This is a genomic window from Pseudoalteromonas neustonica, from assembly GCF_001653135.1.
In the GTDB taxonomy this organism is placed as follows: Bacteria; Pseudomonadota; Gammaproteobacteria; order Enterobacterales; family Alteromonadaceae; genus Pseudoalteromonas; species Pseudoalteromonas neustonica.
Map to the genome: position 1 here is coordinate 43435 of NZ_BDDS01000023.1, position 16877 is coordinate 60311.

14 protein-coding genes and 2 pseudogenes are annotated in these 16877 nt (G+C 40.2%); 5 read left to right on the top strand and 11 right to left on the bottom strand.

Features of this window, described 5'->3' with window-relative positions; all coding sequences use genetic code 11:
* Positions 1 to 128 precede the first annotated feature (128 nt).
* From A7967_RS23055 to A7967_RS19670, 5 genes are all read right to left on the bottom strand, one after another.
* Entirely contained in the window at positions 129 to 446 is a 318-nt protein-coding gene (locus tag A7967_RS23055; protein ID WP_054454136.1) for an MFS transporter, read from the bottom strand.
* A gap of 104 nt (positions 447 to 550) precedes the next feature.
* Positions 551 to 925 carry a RidA family protein gene (locus A7967_RS19655; RefSeq protein ID WP_054205515.1) on the bottom strand — a complete coding sequence of 125 codons (375 nt, stop codon included), beginning with the start codon at positions 923 to 925 and terminating at the stop codon, positions 551 to 553.
* Between the two features lie 148 nt (positions 926 to 1073).
* Positions 1074 to 2633, bottom strand: a complete 1560-nt coding sequence (locus tag A7967_RS19660; protein ID WP_054205516.1) for a BCCT family transporter — start codon at positions 2631 to 2633, stop codon at positions 1074 to 1076.
* An 87-nt stretch (positions 2634 to 2720) separates the two neighbouring features.
* The gene (locus A7967_RS19665; RefSeq protein WP_064436012.1) at positions 2721 to 3713 is read right to left on the bottom strand and encodes a dipeptidase; all 993 of its coding nucleotides are present in this window, start codon (positions 3711 to 3713) and stop codon (positions 2721 to 2723) included.
* 14 nt (positions 3714 to 3727) lie between these two features.
* Entirely contained in the window at positions 3728 to 5173 is a 1446-nt protein-coding gene (locus tag A7967_RS19670) for an aldehyde dehydrogenase family protein (RefSeq protein ID WP_054454132.1), read from the bottom strand.
* A gap of 93 nt (positions 5174 to 5266) precedes the next feature.
* Here A7967_RS19670 and A7967_RS19675 point away from each other — a divergent pair, with 93 nt between their 5' ends.
* The 3 genes from A7967_RS19675 to A7967_RS19685 all read left to right on the top strand — a co-directional run bounded on the left by A7967_RS19675 (position 5267) and on the right by A7967_RS19685 (position 9218).
* On the top strand, positions 5267 to 6166 hold the full coding sequence (locus tag A7967_RS19675; RefSeq protein ID WP_064436013.1) for a LysR family transcriptional regulator: 900 nt from the start codon (positions 5267 to 5269) through the stop codon (positions 6164 to 6166).
* Between the two features lie 594 nt (positions 6167 to 6760).
* Positions 6761 to 8470, top strand: coding sequence for a hypothetical protein (locus A7967_RS19680; RefSeq protein WP_064436014.1), 1710 nt, complete (start codon positions 6761 to 6763; stop codon positions 8468 to 8470).
* Between the two features lie 10 nt (positions 8471 to 8480).
* The gene (locus A7967_RS19685) at positions 8481 to 9218 is read left to right on the top strand and encodes a DUF3726 domain-containing protein (protein WP_054205521.1); all 738 of its coding nucleotides are present in this window, start codon (positions 8481 to 8483) and stop codon (positions 9216 to 9218) included.
* A 101-nt stretch (positions 9219 to 9319) separates the two neighbouring features.
* On the opposite strand, the gene A7967_RS19690 is transcribed toward A7967_RS19685, so the two are convergent.
* The 4 genes from A7967_RS19690 to A7967_RS19710 form a co-directional block, all read right to left on the bottom strand.
* Positions 9320 to 9643: a DUF2834 domain-containing protein gene (locus A7967_RS19690; protein ID WP_054205522.1), complete on the bottom strand. Its 324-nt coding sequence runs from the start codon at positions 9641 to 9643 to the stop codon at positions 9320 to 9322.
* Positions 9644 to 10068: 425 nt separating this feature from the next.
* Positions 10069 to 10479 carry a DUF6559 family protein gene (locus A7967_RS19700; protein WP_054454125.1) on the bottom strand — a complete coding sequence of 137 codons (411 nt, stop codon included), beginning with the start codon at positions 10477 to 10479 and terminating at the stop codon, positions 10069 to 10071.
* Between the two features lie 289 nt (positions 10480 to 10768).
* Positions 10769 to 11803, bottom strand: a complete 1035-nt coding sequence (locus A7967_RS19705) for a GGDEF domain-containing protein (RefSeq protein ID WP_054454124.1) — start codon at positions 11801 to 11803, stop codon at positions 10769 to 10771.
* Between the two features lie 340 nt (positions 11804 to 12143).
* Positions 12144 to 12638 carry a hypothetical protein gene (locus A7967_RS19710; RefSeq protein ID WP_064436015.1) on the bottom strand — a complete coding sequence of 165 codons (495 nt, stop codon included), beginning with the start codon at positions 12636 to 12638 and terminating at the stop codon, positions 12144 to 12146.
* A 266-nt stretch (positions 12639 to 12904) separates the two neighbouring features.
* Here A7967_RS19710 and A7967_RS19715 point away from each other — a divergent pair.
* Positions 12905 to 13492 (top strand): annotated as a pseudogene (locus A7967_RS19715) (transposase); the annotation flags it as partial.
* 1195 nt (positions 13493 to 14687) lie between these two features.
* On the opposite strand, the pseudogene A7967_RS19725 reads toward A7967_RS19715, so the two are convergent.
* Both A7967_RS19725 and A7967_RS19730 read right to left on the bottom strand, forming a co-directional pair.
* Positions 14688 to 15311: pseudogene (locus tag A7967_RS19725) on the bottom strand (IS91 family transposase); the annotation flags it as partial.
* Positions 15312 to 15555: 244 nt separating this feature from the next.
* On the bottom strand, positions 15556 to 16560 hold the full coding sequence (locus A7967_RS19730; RefSeq protein WP_244507114.1) for a transposase: 1005 nt from the start codon (positions 16558 to 16560) through the stop codon (positions 15556 to 15558).
* Positions 16561 to 16771: 211 nt separating this feature from the next.
* Between A7967_RS19730 and A7967_RS22905 the strand changes: the two genes are divergently transcribed.
* The coding region (locus A7967_RS22905; protein ID WP_157756425.1) for a helix-turn-helix domain-containing protein at positions 16772 to 16877 on the top strand (106 nt) is incomplete at its 3' end.

The window sequence follows — 16877 nt, forward strand, 5'->3', positions numbered from 1 at the left end:
AATAATTTACATTTAAATAAAAATAATTAGTTTTATTTTATTTTCCCCTCTACATGGTTAATTCGAAGATCAAAGTCAATAATGGTTGAAATAGCAGCGTATGTTTGGAATTTATACTGCGTTATCGCCTATTTATGGGGAGCAACCGCACACCATAGGCGCTGCCTTGGGTAAATACTGCAAATAAGAATACTCACAGCCCCTAATGCAACACATCCGGCAAACATACGAATGTGTCCCACACGGCGAATTAAATTAGTGCTGTAAATAGCGACCACTAACAACCCAACAAAATAAAGCGACAGCACCATACCAATTGTGTCTAAATCAACACCATCAAGCCCTATTCGAACAGGCAATAGCACATTGATCAAACCATTCCCTAATAACAAGATAAAGCAGCTAGTAAACAAAGCGAGAAAGATATAAACGTGGTTCGCATGCATTATCCTTTTAAAAAATTTGCTGATTGAGCAAGTAAGACGGGGGAGTACTGTACTTTGACGTTCTGTAGGTATTAGGCCTGTAGGGGCAGGCCTAATTATGCGTTTTAAGGAACAGCTGCGTAGGCAACAATTTCACATAACATTTCTTCACGCGCTAAACCTGCCACAATCATTGCGGCGCGGTTTGGGTATGGCGCTTGGAAATACTCAGCATAAACCGCATTAAACGCTGGCAGTTGTGAACGGTCAGTAACATAAATAAGTACTTGCGTTACATCATTCATCGTCAACTCTGCGGCTTCAATTGTATGCTTAAAGTTCTCCATTGTTTGGCGGGCTTGTGCTGTAATACCGCCATCGACAACGTTGCCTTGTGAATCAATCGGGATTTGCGCCGTCGATAATGTGCCATTTGCAATAATAGCCCACTCTAACGGCGCCTTTGATGCAAATAAATTAGTTTTAACAGGTGTTTTCATTTTAATTTCTGCTCTGGTTATTTAAGTAAGTAATTAACATTACAGTTGGTTGTGGTTGGTTATTTGCCCATGCTGTTGGGACAACATAGGACTTTGTAATTATTTAATTCATAAAAGAGGCCGTTATATTTGCCTCTTTTATTTGAGTTTATAAGCCTTGTTCATCCGCCATTTTTTTAGCAATTTGTGGCGCTGTCCAAAGTGACGGTAATAGTACAAACGACACTGGCACTGCCGTGACCACAATAAAAGACTGCAATGCAGAAATACCGCCTGAGCCAATTGAAATTAATAAGGCTGCCATTACCCCCATCATAATTCCCCAAAATACGCGAATTGAGGTTTGCGGGTGATCTGTGCCTGTCATAACCATTGACACCGAATACGTCATCGAATCGCCCGTTGTGGCAACAAAGATAGTGGTGAGTATTAAAAATAATACCGAGATAACAAAGCCCATGGGTAGCTGCTCTGTGATTGCTAATAAGGCGGCAGGTAGATTAAAACCAGTAAACGGCACAGAAATAACACCAGGGTTAGTCAGCTCAAAAAACAAACCTGAACCACCCACTATAGTAAACCAAAAACACGTGATCACAGGGGCTACAACAGAAATCAATAAGATCATTTCACGAATCGTTCGGCCACGAGAGATCCGTGCAACAAACATCGCCATTAAAGGGCCATACCCTAAAAACCAACCCCAAAAGAACACTGTCCACCAGTCTAACCAGCCTTTATCAGCACGAAAGGTCGCCATAGGGATAAATTCATTTAGATACAGACCAAAAGAATGCAAGTAACTATCAACAATAAAAGCGGTTGGTCCCATCACAAGAATAAACACCATTAGCGCCACAGCTAGAATCACATTAAAACGGCTCAATAATTGAATACCTTTAGTAACACCACTGACTGCCGATAAAGTGTAAATACCGATTAAGCTAAATAAAATAGCAACTTGCGTTGTATAAGTGTTAGGTATTCCAAATAACTTTTCTAAACCAAAGCTCACCTGTAGACCAAGAAAGCCAATCGGCCCAACAGTGCCCGCAACAACCGCTAACACACAGCACGAATCAACAATAGCGCCAAAAGGACCTGTCATTACGCGATCACCAAACACCGGGTATAATAAAGTGCGTGGCTTTAGCGGTAAGCCTTTCTCATAATGTAAATGCATATAAACTATACCAGTCAAACTCCCTAGAATTGCCCACGCTAAAAACCCCCAATGCATAAAGCTTTGCGCTAACGCATTATAAGCAGCTTCTTTGGTGCCTGTTTCACCGCCAAAATGTGGTGGCGGCGAAGTAAAATGTGCCATGGGTTCGGCGGCAGCCCAAAATACACCGCCACCAGCCAAAAGTGTGCACATAATGATGCAAATCCATTTAAAAGTAGAAATTTCAGGCGCTTTTAATCCCCCTAAAACAACTGATCCCGTTCGACCTACGGCTAAGAAAATACCAATCACAAAAGTTAAAAGTAAAAGTACTTGCCAAAAAGCACCAAAGGTCTGAGTAGAAAAAGTAAAAGCCGCGTTGATCCAACCCGACATAAGCTGAATATCGTAAAGTGCTAACGCTGCAAACAGCACCAACACCCCGCCGCTAATTAAAAACACGGGCATATCGACACCCGCCAAAAACTTAATTTTGGTTTTATCTTCCTCACTCTGTTCTATTGCTGTTTTAGAGGTATTCATTATCGTCTCCTGATGGATCTCTTTTAGTTATAATTTATCAAGATGTTACGTTGATACTATGCCATTGCTCCTTACACCAAATCCGTTTTATACCTTTTGTGCCTGTAGTCCTTGGTCAAGGAGATTCAACCAATTCAAGCCCATTATTTTTGCTACTTCTTCATCATGAAAGCCACGCGCCAGTAAACCTTGAGTGATATTAGGAAAGTCGCGACTATCTTTAAACCAAGACAAAGGTTTTGGCCAATCAGCATCTGATTTAGACCCTTCCCCATAATCCATTTCTTTTGACCAACGACCGTTGCGCATCCACTGCAAAATCGAGATCGGTTGTTCTTGGCATAAATCGGTGCCAATTCCAATATGATCAATCCCCATTAGATCAGCGGTATTAGCCACCATGTCGCAAAACTCATCGAGAGTGCAATCTGGGCCATTTTTTAAATGAAACGGATACAAACTAAAGCCCAGTAACCCACCAGACTCTCCCAATGCTTTTAATACCTCGTCTGATTTATTACGCTTTGCAGCATGAAAACTACTGGGGTTTGCATGCGAAATAACAATTGGTCGCTGCGATATTTCAATCGCATCAAGCGTACTACGCTCGCCGCTGTGGCTCATATCAACAATCATCCCTACGCGGTTCATCTCTTTAATAACCTGCCGGCCAAAGCGCGTAACACCACTATCAACGGCTTCGTAACAACCACAAGCTAATAAACTTTGATTGTTGTAAGTTAACTGCATAATCATCAAGTTTAGCTCACGCATGATCTCAATCATTGCAATATCGTCTTCAATCGCAGAGCAGTTTTGTGCACCAAACATAATGCCTACTTTGCCTAGCTTTTTTGCTAAGTAGATATCAGCCGTGCTTTTAACCGGCATAATTAAATCGTGGTGCAGCTCAAAAAGGCGGTTCCACTGCCCTATTCGAAGCAATGTTTCGCGAATTTGCTCGTGGTAAACAATGGTCACGTGGACCATTGTTACACCGCCACTTTTTAACTGTTCAAAGATAGCCCTATTCCAATTAGAATATTGCAAGCCATCAATAACTATTAGGTTGTCATGCATAGCACTTTCCTTGGTTATGAACGGATATAAGTGGTTTTAACCACAGTGTAAAATTCTTTAGCGTACGTGCCTTGCTCGCGTGCCCCAAAGCTAGATTCTTTACGGCCACCAAAGGGCACATGGTAATCAGTACCCGCAGTGGGTAAATTGATCATTACACATCCTGTTTGTGCGCGACGCTTAAAATCGGTCGCATATTTAAGAGACTGAGTACAAATTCCACCGGTTAAGCCGTAGTTTGTATCGTTTAAGGTCGCAAGCGCTTCTTCATAGTCTTTAACCTTGATCACACAAGCAATAGGCGCAAATGCTTCTTCACGGTTGATGGTCATATCATTTGTAGTATTAATAAATAATGCCGGTTTTAGGTAGTAACCTTCGGTATCCTCTGTCACAACTTCACCGCCAATAGCCAAGGTAGCACCTTCATTTTTAGCAATGTCTAAATAGCGAAGGTTCTGCTCCATTTGGCGGGCATCGGCTACCGCGCCAATATGCACGCCCTCTTTAAGTGGGTGGCCAACAACCAACTGTTCCATTCTTTTGATAACAGCCGCTACAAAGCGGTCATGGATCCCTTCAGTTACAATTAATCGTGAAGACGCGGTGCACTTTTGCCCTGTACCAAAGAAAGCGCCGCCAACTGCACATTCCACAGCATTGTCTAAATCTGCATCATCCAATATTACTAATGCATTTTTACTGCCCATTTCGAGCTGACACTTGACTAAGTTGACTGCGGTTGCCGCTGCTACTTTTCGGCCAGTTTCCAAAGAGCCTGTAAATGTTAAAGCATTAATTTTTTTGGAATGAATAAGTAAATCACCCACCTCAGCACCTGGGCCCATTACTAAATTAAATGTACCTGATGGTAAACCTTGGCGAGAAATAATCTCAGTTAGCGCCCAGGCACTTGCAGGCACTTGATTTGCAGGTTTAAATATAATCGCATTACCAAATGCTAATGCAGGCGCAATTTTCCATGCTCCGGTTGCCGTTGGAAAGTTCCATGGTGTAATAATACCCACAACGCCCACGGGTTCACGGTGCGTTTGAATTTCAACACCAGGGCGAACCGAGTCAGCAGTTTCGCCCATTTGACGCAACACTTCTGCTGCATAATAATGAAAAAACTGCCCTGAACGATAGGTTTCACCAACACCTTCAGCCAATGTTTTACCTTCTTCTCGTGCTAGTAACTTACCTAATTCATCTTTACGAGCGATTAACTCATCACCAATTGCCATTAATACGCGGTAGCGTTCTTCAAGACCGCTTTCTTGCCATTTAGGCTGAGCAGCGACTGCAGCATCAAGGGCAGCCTCGGTTTGGGCTTTATCGGCTTGGGCATAATGTCCAATCGTGTCGCTTAAATCTGCTGGGCTAACATTAGCAATAGAGCTTGCACCTTCAACCCATTGACCTGCGATGTAATTACAAAAAACTGAAACTGATGACATAAATACCTCCATTAATTAATTGGATTCAGTATAAGAAGCATGCTTTAATAACTAAAATTAATAATTAATATCTTTTGATAAGGAAAACTTATCGTGTTACCTGAATTTAAGATTGCTCAACTTCGTCACTTCGTCTGGGTTGCTGAATTAAAAGGGTTTCATTATGCTGCGCAAAAGGCGTGTCGTACGCAGCCTGCTATCTCCTTATCAATACGCGACCTTGAAAATAAATTAGGCGCCGACGTTTTTGAAAAGCGTAGCACTAAAAGTACGATGACGGAGTTAACCCCTTTTGGTAAACATTTTTTACCTAAAGCAAAGGAGCTAATTGCTCATCACGACAGCATTTCGCAAGACATGATGTTAATGCGAAACAATAAATCAGGGCATTTACGGCTCGCCTCTGTACCTTCTATTGCATGTCGGCTCTTGCCTAATTTATTGTCTAAATTTGTTGCTGATTCACCGGATCTTCATATCAGTTTTTACGATGACAACTCAGAAGCAGTACTAAGAAAAATTGAAAAGCAACAAGTGGATATTGGTATTGCCAGCCTCCCTCATGGTCACGAACATAATAATATTTTATTTACTCCAATTTGGCAGGACGAGATTGGCGTGGTATGCCACAACGAAAACCCACTTGCGAATAATAGCGAGCTGCACTGGCAGGATTTACATGATCAACGCTTAATTAGTAATGGCACATCGCGCTTGTTAGAAGAAACCGAAGCAGCTCCTTTACTTGACGGTTCACAATTTTATATTTCCAATATGCTCTCGTTAATCGCCATGATCGAAGCAGGTATTGGTATTACAACATTGCCACGCTTTGCGTTTCCAGAGCACAATAAAACACTGTGTTTTATTCCCTTAAAAACACCTCATGTGATACGTCAAATTGGTATCGTGCAACTTAAAAATTCATCACTTTCACCAGCAGCTCAAGCATTCGCTGATTTCATTTTAAAACAGGGGGCGGCGCAACAATAAAGCAGGCCTATCAAATTCCATTTTATAGGCTATATGCTAGGGCGTGTTGACCTTTGTGGATTGAAATTTGTTCAATCTAGGGGCGATTTAATCGCGGCGCGAGGTTTGTAACCTAGCGGGCTAAGTAAAAATCGAGCAAAGCTTCCGCGTCCTGCTCACGCCCCTTACCTACATCCGTGTAGGTAACAAAGAGTCAATCGCCCCTAGGAAGAACCCTTTGGGCAGCGCATGTTTGGCATTTATACTGCGTTATCGCCTATTTATGGGGAACAACCACACTACACAGGCTATACCTTGCCTAAATATCAAACATACGGCTGCAAAATCAATCACGAAAGATCAACACGCCCTAATGTGTTTTAGCAAGACTTGAATTCAAGCAATAAGTTTTACTTATCAACAGATAGACTTTTTTGACTTGTAACAATGTAAATTTTGGTTCAAAAATGAAGAACCATTTATATAAAAACCAGTTTTGAACACACATTGCCTAAACATTTTAATAAATAAAAACGAAGGTGGTTAACAGCCATAACTGAGTTGCTATTATAAAAAGATTTTAGGTATTAAAACTGTATAAAAGAGATCATTAACATGACTAAACATGCAGATATCCGCGCCTCACTTTGGGGTGATAACGCACTACCACTTCGCCCCCCAAGCCAAGTAATGAACCTTGAACGATTGGGTTCTTTGCACCAAAGCCGGTTAAGTTTTATGCGTACTTTAGTACGTAGAATTTTTCGTGAACGGTGGAAGATTGAATTGGCCACTTTTGAGCTTAACAACGACGGGTTTGGTACTGTTGTTTATGAAGTGAACGCGCCTGATGGGCTGTTTAGTTTTGTATTATTCTCAGACTTATTATTACCTGAAGAGCGCAACGACCGCGTAATTGCAACGAAGTGGGATTTAACCATGGCGTTAGTTGAAGGCCGTGTTAATCCTGAGTACATTGCAAAGTTAAAAGAAAATGTACCAAAACAAGAGGCTGGACGCGTAGACTCCCGTGTATTTGTATTATCACGTGCAAACCGCAGCGCTCGCAATTTTGATTACGTAGTAAATCAATTGGCTACAGGACAACAACCCGATGTAAGTAAAATTGCCGAAGTGGGTTATCTCTACCGTACTACAGCCGTATACGGTAGTGGTAAGCTAGGTATGGCTGATTGGGAAAAAGTACAACAAAAACATCGCGATTTTGCACGTCCATTTGCCAGTGAAATGTTTGTTTGCTTTATGCTACGTAACTTTAGTTTGCTACAAGTGGAGCATATTGCACGTCACCGTAACGAACAAACATTCACACCAATGCGCGCCGATATTAAACGTTACTTTGGCATAGGTAACTCAACTGGCCTTGGCATGGCACCCTACTTAGTTAATCATCCTGTGTTAATTAACCAATGGATTGAAATGCGCGAATTAGCACTCGCCCGTATTCGCTCACTCGGTGCTATTACATCACAAATCAAAACAACACTGCTTGAACTACTAAAACGTTGCGCGCAACATACACATGAAACAATCACCGAAGATAAGCAGCAAACTCAACACAACATCATACTCGCCCAAGAAATGAATAAGCTAACTGAGCAGGTAGTCACTAATTTTACTAGCTGGAATGAATTAATTGCCTTTAGTGAGCAGCACTGCTCACTGCAAAGCCAAGAGATCTTTGTCTCAGTTATGCTCGAACTTTACCCTGAACTGGTTGATGATCTAGAAGATTTTCACTGCGCTGATGAAAACCTTGATTTAGATCCACTGATGCCACTACACCAATTAAAAGCGGTAATTGAACGCCGTTATGACTGGGCGTTGGCGATTGACTTTGACGCAGAAGGCGCGCGCGAAACCTACTGGTATCGATCAGAAGAAAAAATGGAGCCGCGCCTAGGCAGTATTGCTGACGTAGAAGGTAAAAAGAAAGCCATGGCATTAGCCGTCGGTTACGCTGTACGAAAATGCTATAACATCTTGGTTGACTACATTACAGCAAACCCAAGTCAGATAACCGCCCGCTTCATGGTTGCTCACCCAAAATTACGCGGAATTGTTAGACGCATTCAAGGTATGGACCGTTGTGTGTATGGTGATATCCAGGCAAATTTACTTGATAAAAACGTACTGCCAATGCATTTACTGCGCTGCAAACTCGCTTTTTTTGGTGTAAGTAAGTTTGACCCTCGTTCACGATTATGGGTTAGAAACACTATGTTTCAAGGTGCACCATTACTTGAAGACATCGGTAAACCATTTAGTGATGATTGGTTTATGCCATTGATCCCAAAGCAATGAGGAAAATACTGTGAATATTTCAATGAATGAATTTAAAGCCTCCTTACGCAGGTGCTTTGAAGCAAGCGGCTACTTTGTTGGCAATTACGAAGACGCTGCAAACATGGTGCTATGGCTAGAAAAACATGGTTTAAATGGTTTAACTGAACTTAAACATGCGCTCCCCTACATTTGTAATGATTTTGACAAACCATTAAGCAATGTAATTTACGAAGATAGTACCTCAGCCATCATCGATGCTCATCACCGCAGTGCACTCAATTGCATTGCCGCCGCCGTTGATCTTGCTCATGCAAAAGCACTTGAGGTAGGAATTGCAACAGTCACAGTACATAACTGCCATAACCGGATGTTTGTTCTCAAAGCACTAACAGACCGAGGTCGTAGAGGGATCAGCGCAGCCGCTTATTGGAAAAATGGCAGCGATACCGTCACCGAGCACACCGCAGCTATTTGCTCAGGCAAACGCTACCCAAGTTATAGTCAAGCAGTTACTAATCTCATAACCAATGGTGAAGATAAGCAAGCACTCACCATTATATGCAGCTCACGTGTTGACCTAACCTCGTCGTTGCAAAGCAGTGATAGCTTGATTATTACACCTAAGCAAATTGAAAAAAACAAAGAAAAATCAGTCGATTTTGGTATTGAGATAGATGAAAGTACATGGCAAAAAATAAATAAACTAGGGGCTGGTGTTTTAGTAGAAAATACCGAACGCTCAAGGTTAGATGCCGGCGGGCGCTAATTTAATAATACAAACCTCTCAGCCTAATTTCAGGTTAAGAGGTTTGCTTACCTGTGGAGTAAAAATATAAAAACTCACCCAACTACCCCCCCCACACCTACTTAGGCCTTTTTTAAATCTAAATACTGCTTTTCTTTTAAATATAAATACAAAGGAAAGCCAAATGACACGCCAATAGATAACGTTCCAAGAATTGCCAACCAGCGGTATTTAACTTTGTTTCTTTTACCATCTACAGCGATAAATATTAATAATACCAAAGCAGCAACTAACACATCTAACCAAGCAAAAATGCTAATTGGGTTAATGACTGCAGCATAAAATAAAGCCGTAAAATCTAACCCATTATTTACCAACCAAGGAATAAATGCACCAAAAGGAATAGCAATGCCAAGCACCGTTAAAAATAAATATAATTTAGACAAAACTTGCTCCTACCTATGGAGTGTAATAATTACTATTGACTTAGACTACGCAGAGCCATTTTTTGTCGCTATAAAAAGTAGCATGAGATTTGGGCTTACGAACCCGAAAGCCCGAAGTACCAACTCCTTAAAAAACAAGGAGTATCATATACCCAAGCCGCCTCAAGATACAGACTTCAGCGTTTCACAGGTGTTTAATATCAAGGCGTTACTTTGCAACAATGGTCATCCCTTTTAAAAAGTAACAACGCTGAGAGTAAGCGCCTGTGAAACGCCCAACGGGTTGGTTTAAAAGCGATTTATACAGCGTTATTGATTTTAACAAGGGAACAACCATTATTTGCAATCAATGCCTTGCCTAAATCGCTTTTAACTCCAACTGAAACTGCATCTTGAGGTGGCTTGGGTATATTACTGAGTGACGACTAATCACCACCTCCCCCGCCGCCATCTGTACCGCCATCTCCGCCTCCAAAACTCCCCGAAGAATTTAACGCTGAATTTGATGATTCGGCTAAAAGTGTGGCGAATGAAAAATCAGATACTCCGTTAAATAAAGTATCAGATACATCACTACGCATAGCAATATAATCGCAAGACTCGCCAGCACTATCATAAATATTTTTAAATTCTGCTGGGGAACAATACATTGCATATGCATAGCAGTTATCGATCACATCCGTACTACTGTGATTACCAATTCTCTTTCGTTTGATAACACTATCTACCTGCGCTTGAGTATAATATTTTTTATATCCGTATTGTGCCTTCAAGACTAAAGGCAGGCTTCTAGCGTATTTTTTGATTTTACGTCTTTTGAAAAAACCTTGAAACATAGTCAACCTTCCTTGAGTTATTTAACGAGCCTACAGAGTTACTCATTTAAAATTTATTTTTATTGATGTATCAACCATAACTGATCACCAATTTTGACTCAATCTCTTAATGAAGCCATTAATTGGAAATCACTGTAATAAATTAATAATCAGATGTGACGTTGAGTTAATGCTTTTATTTACTCTAACAAGACGGTACTCCGCCATTTTGAATATTTGCCAAAGTAATCAAAATTCCCCTCGCTTATGTAATAGTATTTGACTCACATTGAGTTAAGGCACAACTATTTTATGCTATTTCTACACGGTTTCTTCCGTATGCTTTGGCTAAATATAATGCTTTATCCGCACGCTCAATAAAAGCCGGTGTAGTATTACCCTCCTCGAACAATGCAATGCCAAAACTGGCTGATATAGCTCGCTGTTTTTTATCACTTTTCTTACTTTTAACGCAGAGCTTTGCAATTGATTTACGAAGTCTTTCCGCAAAGTTTAATGCATTTGAAATACCTGAAAAATCACCTAAAATGCAAAATTCCTCACCGCCATAGCGATATCCTTTAAACGAATCACCGCATGCATTAAGTACTTTATTAGCAACGACTTTGAGTACATCGTCACCTTTTTGATGTCCAAAATCATCATTAAATTTTTTAAAGTGATCAATATCTATAAATATCAATGCATGGTTCATTCCTAATGGCGCTTCCTCATTACAAAAATGAGCGATATCAAGGTCAAATCGACCTCGGTTATACAACCCCGTTAACGAGTCAGTATTAGCAGCCTCTTGAGTACTTAAAAGTGTTTGTTTTAAATTTGATATCTCTGCGTAGGCACTTTCTAACTTTTTCTGAAATGAATACGCATTTTGTTGCATAAGCACTGATTCTTCCGTGAGTTGATCGACAATACCAAGCACTTCATCATATGACTCAACACTATTATTCTTAATGCCCTGCAGTCCCGAATTACACTGGTATAGAAATGCCGAAAACCCTTGAGAAGTTGCAAGTGTTTTATCAATGTCTTCTTTTACATCTTCAATAGTGTCTTGAAAGCTCGTAGAGATCTCATAAAACAAAGCGAGATCTTTATCTGATAAAAACTCATCAAATAATGCGCGAGCTTTATCTGCTGGGCAGGTTTTGTAGCTTTTTAATATATTATCAAGGCGTAAGTTAAACTCTAAGTTACGGCCTAATACATAACAATACCAAATCGCATAATTGACTGGGGTAAACGGTATTTTAAAGCTCGACATCATAGGAATAACTTTTTTCAAATGCTTGGCGGACTGCGAAAGTGAAGTATTAGTATCCATGGGCTTTGTTACTCATTGATTAGATATGCCAAATTGCTTTAGCTTACTTTTATTATTTTATGTAACACTTACCGGACCAATATAGATAATTGCATTAAATAAATCAATCTAAAATAAACCACCCTAACAGATTAACTTATGTAAATTTTTTTTTGCAATCAAATAATAAGCGTAAATATCATCCAATGGTGAGGTAACATTAGATGGGAGAGTCAACATGCTCTTTTTATATCGTTACTCTATTTTTTATAAACAATAAAAAAAGCGGAGGAGCTATAACTAGCTCCTCCGCATCCTTAGGTAATATGCACGCTATTCGCACGCAAAAAATGTACTTACCTTATGCTGTAGATACGTTTTCAGCACCTGCATTTTTAAGCGCGTCCTCAATATCACTCTTGTTCTCACTGGTATATTTAACACCTAATAGAACTGATCCCTTGGCAATGGCATCTTCATAATATTTGATTTCATGCTCAGGTATAAAAGCACCAATGACAGCACCTACTGTACCACCGGCAGCGGCACCAGCACCGCCAGCGGCAAGAGCCGCCACTACAGGACCAGTAACGATCAATCCAGTTCCGCCACTAGCCACAACACCAACAGCAGTCAAACCACCAACAATTGCCGCTAATACGCCGCCTGATGCAGCTCCAATTATGCCGCCTTCAGCAGCTTTTGTGCCTTCATCAACAGCAAAATCATCTTTTGTGTAAGAATCGTTGGCAACAATGCTAATTTCTGAATTTAAAACACCTAGCGCCTCTAATCTATAGATTGCTAATGTTGCTTTTGAAGCATTCTCAAATAAACCCGTTATAACATTACTCATAATAACTCCTTTTTAAGTTTAAACATTGTGTATGAATTTATTAGAAGCAAATGTTGAACCAGAAATTAAAAAACATAACTAACATTATAAAATCAACAACTTAAAAAATATAAACTAATATATCAGTATGTAAAACTGCACACAAAAATCAATTAATTGCAACTTTTACGAATAACAGTGTAAATAATTCTCAGAGCTTTGTTTTTAGGTGTTAGTAGTAAATAGCTTTACGAAACTCATAATTGAAATAAACAGACAATAAACTAGACAGCCAGCACAATTTACCTGCCCACAATGTCAATTTAAAGAACGTCTGCGACAGAGAAAAGATGCGCTACTACTTTCCTGACCCCGTTGTACAACGCTCTATTAATTTAAACATGGCCATACTCGATTGCTATCACAAGGAACTTAAGCCTTTAGAGCATTATATTGAACAAATGGCTAAACAGCACAACCCTGTTCACCTTAATATTTTGCAAACAATTAATGGTATAGGCCGCATTCTTGCAATCACCATTATTTACGAAATTGGTGACATCAATCGCTTTTCAAGCGTACAAAAGTTCGCTTCATATAGTCGGTTGGTCAAATGCAAAGCAGAGTCTGCCGGCAAAACCTACGGCACCCAAGGTAATAAAATTGGCAATGCACATCTCAAATGGGCTTTCTCGGAAGCTGCCGTATTACTGCTGCGTCACAATCACAACGCCAATAAATACCTTGAAAAACTACAAAAACGAATGAGCAAAGCCAAAGCACTGTCAGCGCTTGCGCGTAAGCTTGGTCGCTGTGTTTATTATATGCTTAAAAAAGAGACGGTATTCGATGAAACAAAATTATTAAAGGGTTAGTCACGGTACTGAGTGAGCTGAACATCTAACTGGATATAAGGCTGAGCATCAATCAATTGGGTGAGTTAATAACCAACAAGGTTTAACCTGATTATATACCTACAGACCTAAGCCACTTGTCTTGATTAGACGCTCAGTATGCGTGCATTAATACAATAAACAAAGTCGCTTACACCTGGACTTGAGCCTGAAACTAACTGGATCATAATGATGAAACCAGCCGCCTTGAATAGTGCCATGATTAGGTTAACCGATGAATGTCTCGGCTCTGGCATCCTGCTTCGCTCTACCTTCTAAATCCATTTAGTCGTAGTGCCCCTACGAATCCACAAGGATATGGAAAAAAGTAGGCTGCGATGAGATCGCAATAAGAGAGCCTCTATATGTGTTTGCCGTAAGCAACTTGCTTAACAGCCGCATCGACAGACGAAGTAAACGAATTTGTTTATTGATTTTGAATTGACCGTCAATTTATAAAAACGGTCAAAAAGAACACTATTGCCTATTGACAGAGTTAAGGCTCATATGTGTTATAGCAACAATCGCCAAACCAAACCGAGTGAACAGATAAATACTCCTGACAATGAAAGCCACTGTTGGACTCTTGGATTCCCTATCGTTGGGATGCTTTCTGATTTTAAAATATTAGTTAATGGCGAGAAGAATAATTTCGGCATTAAGCCTGCGCTTAACAGCATAAGAAATACGCCAATAGTCATTACTAGATCCCTAGCTATGAATTCGACAATCAAAAAATCGTAAATACCAGTAATTAGGATTAAAGTAGCAAAACTAATACATAAAATGAATGCTAGCTTTTCTTTTAAAGGTAGATGATTCAATACAAAACTCTCCATGTTGCATATAACATTTTAGTATTTATGCAACACGCAGTTTGTGTTGCATAATCGCTTGTTGGACTGAGGCGCTACCTGCTCGGTGTATAGAGTTGGTGTTGTTTATGCTATGGACTTAACTTATAAAGAAAGGTTTTTTATGGCCTAAGCGATATCAAACCAATTTCATTGGCGTGTCTATCGTATCTAAGCTATCCCTGCATTGCTCAGCGTTTATTATCTATTCATTAAACCTAATGTTTAACCGTTAAGCAAGGATATTTTTCTCACGCACAGCCGCGACTAGCCTGAACAGTTAAGCAGGTTAACTCATTGATTTGATGCAGCAAGCAAGGCTGCTAACTCGTTCGCGCTATTTTATTTGTCGCCATATCTAAATTCATCACACCAATAAATCGTAAGATACCCGCCTTGCATGACTGGCAAGGCCAATGCGGTATTAATCGTTCTTGCTCTGCCTTCGGCTTCACCGCTTTGAATGGGGTTATTGATGCTTGAGCCTTTATTAACCCTAACTTTCGCTTGCGACACGCATTAGCTAAAAAGCCATAGTGGCGAATGCGCATAAACCCTTTCGGCAATACATGTTGTAAATAACGCCGTAAAAATTCATCACAACTCAGTGTCATGACTTTATCGCAGTTGTTATCTGCATAATCGCGATATTTAAAGCTCACTGACTGCTCATTCGCTGACACTAATCGCGATTCTGACATCACGCCTTTTCGGGTATAACGCGCAAGGTAGCTAACTAGCTTTTCACTGTATGTTAAACAGGCTTTGCTATACACGCACCATTTTGTTGGCGTGTTTATCTTCGCGAATGAACTATCGCATTCATTGAGCGCCGCCAGCATTTTACCTCTAAAGACTGTTGATAACGCTTTAACTGGGTATAAATAGCCTTTTTCTATTTCATGCCAGTGCGCTTTATTAAGCGCCCCTGCGGGTATCAAAGAGTAAAAAAGAGAAAGTAAAAAAGAATAAAAAAAAAGAATAAAAAAGGACAGGCATATATTTTGCCAGAAAATTTTGCACCTCTACCATCGTAGGTAACCGTATCATTATTTCTTGCGCACTGTTAGTGTTAGTTACAGCACTTAGAATTCAGTTGCTTGGCAGGAATTTTAGGTATAAAAGGCAAATCGAGGTCGATACTTTGTTTAATAACGTGTTTTTTAAACAAACCAATGAAGATGCAACTGTTCAACCTGCGCCTTTGTACCATTTTACATCGTTGCTGGCGGCTTGCCGCTTTAACCGTTGTTTGCTGCCTGCAAAATTTGAGTACTGCTGCCTGAAACGTTGAATTGATTCAAGCCATTGCGCTTCTTCTATATTCAACGTCAGGAGCACTTTTGGCACTGCGTTGTTGATATGCCCTTTTTTCTTTGGAGCTATGTGGCGGCCACTCCAGTCGACTAATTCAATGTAATCCAGTAATGCAAAGGGGATCGTGCCTTTAATATGATTACCACCAAATAGCTTTAGCTGTGCTGGTTGACTTTCATGTTGAACAGTATCTTTTTGTTTGAGAGGCTTATTCGCTTTAACCGTGTCTATGGTAAAGGCTTTAAAATGCGCTATACGCTCTTGAATTGAGGTAAAATCACTGTCTTCAAGCGTATCGGCTATATTTGCTCTTATGGGGTTCAAATCAACGTAGGCCATGCAACTGAGTACTGCGGTTTGATCTAATAATGCCTGTGACTTATAGCGCCCTTCCCAGTACTTGCCCGTGCAGTTATCTTCTTTATTGGCTTCGCGGGCAATGTACTCATTGAGGTTTTTCATATACCAACTGATGTCATACAATCTTTCTCGCCATTTAGCGATGATCTCATTGAAAAAGAGCAAACTTGGCTTATCTAACTGCTCACCTTTTAAGTGGCGGTCGACTAAAACATGGCCATTATAAAGTAGATACCAGCGTTCAATTACTTCATCATCTGACCAATCAAGTGCTTGACGTCTATTAACGTTCACAACAAGGTGGTAGTGATTGCTCATAATCGCGTAGGCGGCAATTTCAATAGCGAACACGCTACTTAATAACTTAATTCGCTCTACCAACCACGCCCTACGGTGATCAAAGTTTTTACCTGTGTATTTATCATCACCACACAAGAATGCACGTCTCACGCATCGTGAGATTAAGTGATAATAAGATGTCGATGCTAAATCAATCAGCTTTTTTCTTGCGCGAGTCATAAAATATCAACCTTAGTTGAACTGTATGTAATAACAGTAGTTGATACTATGATTTTTGCAAAAAAATTGTGCCTGTCCTATTTATTTGTATTTATTTCCCGAATTCAGGTTCCAAGTGCACCACTGACCATAACCCACCAATAAATATGACATTCTGAAATATTTGCTAATGTAGTAAGTGCGACCAAACTCATTATCGAGGGAATTCAGAATGTCTTACGAACATCTTAACAGTTTCGAACGAAAAGCTATCTACTATCGATTCAATAGTGGCGAAAGCTGCCGATCCATTGGTAAACTATTAAATCGACACCATA